This is a genomic window from Actinoplanes sp. NPDC048791 (genome assembly GCF_040650095.1).
Lineage (GTDB): Bacteria > Actinomycetota > Actinomycetes > Mycobacteriales > Micromonosporaceae > Actinoplanes.
This window is the reverse complement of sequence record NZ_JBEZGQ010000793.1, coordinates 1-3,969: the sequence shown is the minus strand read 5'-3', so window position 1 is coordinate 3,969 and position 3,969 is coordinate 1. Positions and strand designations below refer to the sequence as shown.

Genomic DNA, 3,969 nt, shown 5'->3' with positions numbered 1-3,969 from the left:
GGCGGCCCGGCCGCCGTCGCCGCCCTGGCCGCGCCCTTCGCGGACATGCGGTTCGTGCCCACCGGCGGCATCGACGCCGGCAACGTCGCCGAGTACCTCGCGCTGCCCGCCGTGCTGGCCGTCGGTGGCTCCTGGATGGTGCCGCGCGCCGCGATCCGCGCCGGTGACTTCACCCGGATCCGCGAGCTGACCAGCCAGGCCGTCGCCGCCACCCGCGGACGTTGAGAGAGGTCCACCATGCCGGTTCTGCCGCTCAGGCCCGCCGACTCCTGCCGTTTCGACGCCGTCAGCCTCGGTGAGGTGATGCTGCGCCTCGACCCGGGGGAGGGGCGCGTGCGCACGGCCCGCTCCTTCCGCGCCTCGGAGGGCGGCGGTGAGTACAACGTCGCCCGGGGGCTGCGGCGCGTCTTCGGGCTGCGCACCGCGATCGTCACCGCGCTGGCCGACAACGAGGTGGGCCGGCTCGTCGAGGACTGCATGCTGACCGGCGGGGTCGACACCAGCTTCGTGCGGTGGCTCCCGTACGACGGGGTGGGCCGGGCGGTGCGCAACGGGCTCAACTTCACCGAGCGGGGTTTCGGCGTACGCGGGGCCGTGGGGGTCTCGGACCGCGGGCACACGGCCGCGTCGCAGCTGCGGGCGCAGGACGTCGACTGGGACCACCTGTTCGGCGAGGTCGGCGTCCGCTGGCTGCACACCGGCGGCATCTTCGCCGCCCTGTCCGACACCGCCGCGGAGACGACCCTGGCCGCGGTGCACGCCGCCCGCCGCCACGGCACCGTGGTCTCCTACGACCTCAACTACCGCCCGAGCCTGTGGAAGGCGGTCGGCGGCACCGCCCGGGCCCGCGAGGTCAACGCCGGCATCGCCCCGCACGTCGACGTGATGATCGGCAACGAGGAGGACTTCACCGCCTGCCTCGGCTTCCAGGTCGACGGCGTCGACGACAACCTCCAGGACCTGCGTACGGCGTCGTTCGCCCAGATGATCAGCAAGGTGGCGGCCGAATACCCCCGCCTGCGCGTCATCGCGACGACCCTGCGCGGCGTCCGCACCGCCACCCGCAACGACTGGGGTGCCCTGGCCTGGTCCGGGCCGACCGGCGTGATCGAGTCGACGCACCGCCCGGACCTCGAGATCCTGGACCGCGTCGGCGGCGGCGACTCCTTCGCGGCCGGCCTGATCTACGGCATCCTGGACGGCGCGTCGCTGGCGGAAGCGGTCGAGTACGGTGCCGCGCACGGCGCCCTGGCGATGACGACGCCGGGGGACACGTCGATGGCCGTCAAGGCGGAGGTCCTGGCCCTGGCGGCCGGCGGAGGCGCCCGCGTCCAGCGCTGACCGCCTCGCGGGGCATTGACGGGACCGGCTCGCCGAGGCGCACGACCCCGAGCTGGGCATCGGCCGGCTGCCGTCCGAGGCGCGCCGGCATGTACGGCGGGTCGGGCACTACTACGCCGACTACGGGATGCTCGCGGCGCTGCCGACCGTCGACAGTGATCGGATCGTCGGTGTCGTGCACTTCCGGGTCCGGGAGGCGTGGGCGGTGCTGGAGCCGTACACGCGGGCGGAGCGCCGGATCCGCGGGAACTCCTACTGGCGGTACTTCGAGCACCTGGCGTGTCTGGCCGCCGTCGTCGACAAGGAGAAGCTCCTCAGCGACCAGCGGCTGATGTGCTGCGAGTCGCTCGGCGCGGACGCCGTCGCCGCCATTCGCAGCGCCTCCGTGGTCCGGGCGCCCGCCGACCCCTGACGGCTGCGGTCAGCGCTCGGCCAGCAGGCTCGCGATGAGGTCCTGGAGCGGCTCGAGAAGCTCCTGCTCGCCGGCCGAGGCCAGCGGTTCCATCGTCGCCGAGGAGCGCAGCAGGGCGATGCCCAGCGCGGCCGCCAGGGCGATCTGCGCCCGCAGCAACAGCTTGTCGTCGCCCGGCGTCCGGCCGGCGGCCGTGGCGAGGCTCTCGGCGAAGGAGCGCAGGATGCCCCGCCGGATCTCGTCGGCGCGTTCGTCGCCGGAGGAGCGCAACAGGAGCACCAGCAGGCTGGGGTGTTTGCCGACGTGCGGGCCGGCGAGCTGGCGGGCGATGGCGTGCGGCACCTCTTCGAGGGTCACGTCCGCCGCGACCGTGCGGCCCAGCTCGTCGACGGCGCCGGTCAGGCAGGCCTCGAACAGGCCCTCCTTGGACGTGAAGTAGCGGTTGATCAGGGCGACGTTGACCCCGGCCTCGTCGGCGATCTCGCGCACGGTGGTGGCGGCGTAGCCAGCGGCCGCGAAGCGGCGCCGGGCGGCGTCGAGCAGGAGCTGCCGGGTGCCCGCGGCGTCGCGGCGGCGGGGTACGGGCGTACGTGTCGTCATGGCTTCCTTCCGTGGCGTCACCAGGGTAACGGCCGCCGCGGTGTGACGTAAACATCCGTTGACTTTGCCGCCCGGCAGTCGATACTGGGTTAAGTCAGCAACTGTTTACATCTAGGTCCCGGGGTTCTCATGACGCAAACCATCGAGCAGCCGCGCCACACGGATTCCGCCGCAGGTGGCGGCCGCAGTGCCGGCAACACCTTGCTGGTGCTCTACCTGTCGCTCGGCGGTCTGGCCTTCGCGGTGCTCCAGTCGCTGGTGGCGCCGGCGTTGTCGACGATCGGGCGCGAGCTGGACGCCTCGACCGGCGACGCCAGCTGGGTGATCACGGCGTACCTGCTCTCCGCGTCGGTGCTGACGCCGATCCTCGGCCGCCTCGGCGACATGGTGGGCAAGCGCCGCGTCCTGATCGCCGTGCTCGCCATCCTGGCCGGCGGCACCCTGCTGGCCGCGCTCGCGCCCAACCTGGTCGTGCTGATCGTCGCCCGCGCACTGCAGGGTGCGGCGGGTGCGATCCTGCCCCTGTCGATCGGCATCGTGCGCGACGAGCTGCCCCGGGAGAGGGTCGGCGTCACGGTCGGCCTGCTGTCGGCGATCTTCGGGGTCGGCGCCGGTGTCGGTATCGTGGCCGCCGGCCCGATCGTCGAGCACCTGTCCTGGCACTGGCTGTTCTGGCTGCCGCTGGTCCTGGTCGTCATCGCGCTGCTCGGGTCGATCTTCGGCATCAAGGAGTCGCCGGTGCGCACCCCCGGGCGCCTCGACGTGCTCGGCGCCGGGATCCTGTCGGTGGCGCTGGTGTCGCTGCTGCTGGCGATCAGCAAGGGGCAGGCCTGGGGCTGGGGCGAGGCCCGGACCGTGGGCCTGCTGGCCCTCGGCGCGGTCGCCCTGGTCGTCTTCGTCCTGGTCGAGCTGCGGGTCCGGGAGCCGCTCATCGACATGCGCCTGATGCGGGTCCGCGGCGTGTGGGCCACCGACCTGGTCGCGCTCATCCTGGGCTTCGCCATGTTCGGCACGTTCCTGCTGGTCCCCACGCTGCTCCAGCTGCCCGCGGCGACCGGCTACGGCTTCGGCAAGTCGGTCTCGCAGGCCGGGCTGTTCCTGCTGCCGACCGTGCTCATGATGGTCGTCTTCGGTCCGCTGGCCGGTCTGCTGGACCGCCGCTACGGCCCGAAGGTGCCGATGTTCCTCGGCGCCGTCCTGGTCGTCACCGCGTTCACGCTGCCCGCCCTCGGCCACGGCGCGATCTGGCAGGTGCTGGCCTCCGGGGTGCTCACCGGCGCCGGCATCGGCTTCGCGTTCGCGGCGATGTCCAACGCGATCATCGAGAGTGTGCCGGCCGCCCAGACCGGTGAGGCCACCGGCGTCAACACGATCGCCCGGACCATCGGCAGCAGCATCGGCACGGCGGTCGTCGCGGCCGTCATCTCGTCCCACAGCACGCCGCAGGGTCTGCCCACGGACGACGCGTTCACCTACGGCTTCTGGGTCTGCGCCGGTGTGGCGGTGCTGGCGATCGTCGCCTCGCTCGCCCTGCCGTCGACGCGCCGCCGGGTCGCCTCCGGTAGCTGACCGGTCCGAGCCGCGGCCGCCACTGGGGTGGCCGCGGCTCGGTTGTG

The 3,969-nt window shown here is 73.0% G+C and carries 4 protein-coding genes and 1 pseudogene; 4 read left to right on the top strand and 1 reads right to left on the bottom strand.

The annotated features are described in order from the left end of the window. The 3 genes and pseudogenes from AB0C29_RS37165 to AB0C29_RS37155 form a co-directional block, all read left to right on the top strand. Nucleotides 1-225, top strand: a pseudogene (locus AB0C29_RS37165) (keto-deoxy-phosphogluconate aldolase); the annotation flags it as partial. Between the two features lie 12 nt (nucleotides 226-237). Then, a complete protein-coding gene (locus AB0C29_RS37160; RefSeq protein ID WP_360830628.1) occupies nucleotides 238-1,341 on the top strand; it encodes a sugar kinase in 1,104 nt (367 codons plus the stop codon). Nucleotides 1,342-1,468: 127 nt separating this feature from the next. Next, a complete protein-coding gene (locus tag AB0C29_RS37155) occupies nucleotides 1,469-1,753 on the top strand; it encodes a hypothetical protein (protein WP_360830625.1) in 285 nt (94 codons plus the stop codon). Between the two features lie 9 nt (nucleotides 1,754-1,762). On the opposite strand, the gene AB0C29_RS37150 is transcribed toward AB0C29_RS37155, so the two are convergent. After that, on the bottom strand, nucleotides 1,763-2,353 hold the full coding sequence (locus AB0C29_RS37150) for a helix-turn-helix domain-containing protein (RefSeq protein WP_360830622.1): 591 nt from the start codon (nucleotides 2,351-2,353) through the stop codon (nucleotides 1,763-1,765). A gap of 129 nt (nucleotides 2,354-2,482) precedes the next feature. Here AB0C29_RS37150 and AB0C29_RS37145 point away from each other — a divergent pair, with 129 nt between their 5' ends. Further along, nucleotides 2,483-3,922: an MFS transporter gene (locus tag AB0C29_RS37145; RefSeq protein WP_360830619.1), complete on the top strand. Its 1,440-nt coding sequence runs from the start codon at nucleotides 2,483-2,485 to the stop codon at nucleotides 3,920-3,922. The last annotated feature ends 47 nt before the right edge of the window (nucleotides 3,923-3,969 follow it).

What these genes read in the sequence shown, in the direction of transcription:
- AB0C29_RS37160 (WP_360830628.1), top strand. Translation starts at nt 238, where the DNA reads ATGCCGGTTCTGCCGCTCAGGCCCGCCGACTCCTGCCGTTTCGACGCC.
- AB0C29_RS37155 (WP_360830625.1), top strand. Translation starts at nt 1,469, where the DNA reads ATGCTCGCGGCGCTGCCGACCGTCGACAGTGATCGGATCGTCGGTGTC.
- AB0C29_RS37150 (WP_360830622.1), bottom strand. Translation starts at nt 2,353, where the DNA reads ATGACGACACGTACGCCCGTACCCCGCCGCCGCGACGCCGCGGGCACC.
- AB0C29_RS37145 (WP_360830619.1), top strand. Translation starts at nt 2,483, where the DNA reads ATGACGCAAACCATCGAGCAGCCGCGCCACACGGATTCCGCCGCAGGT.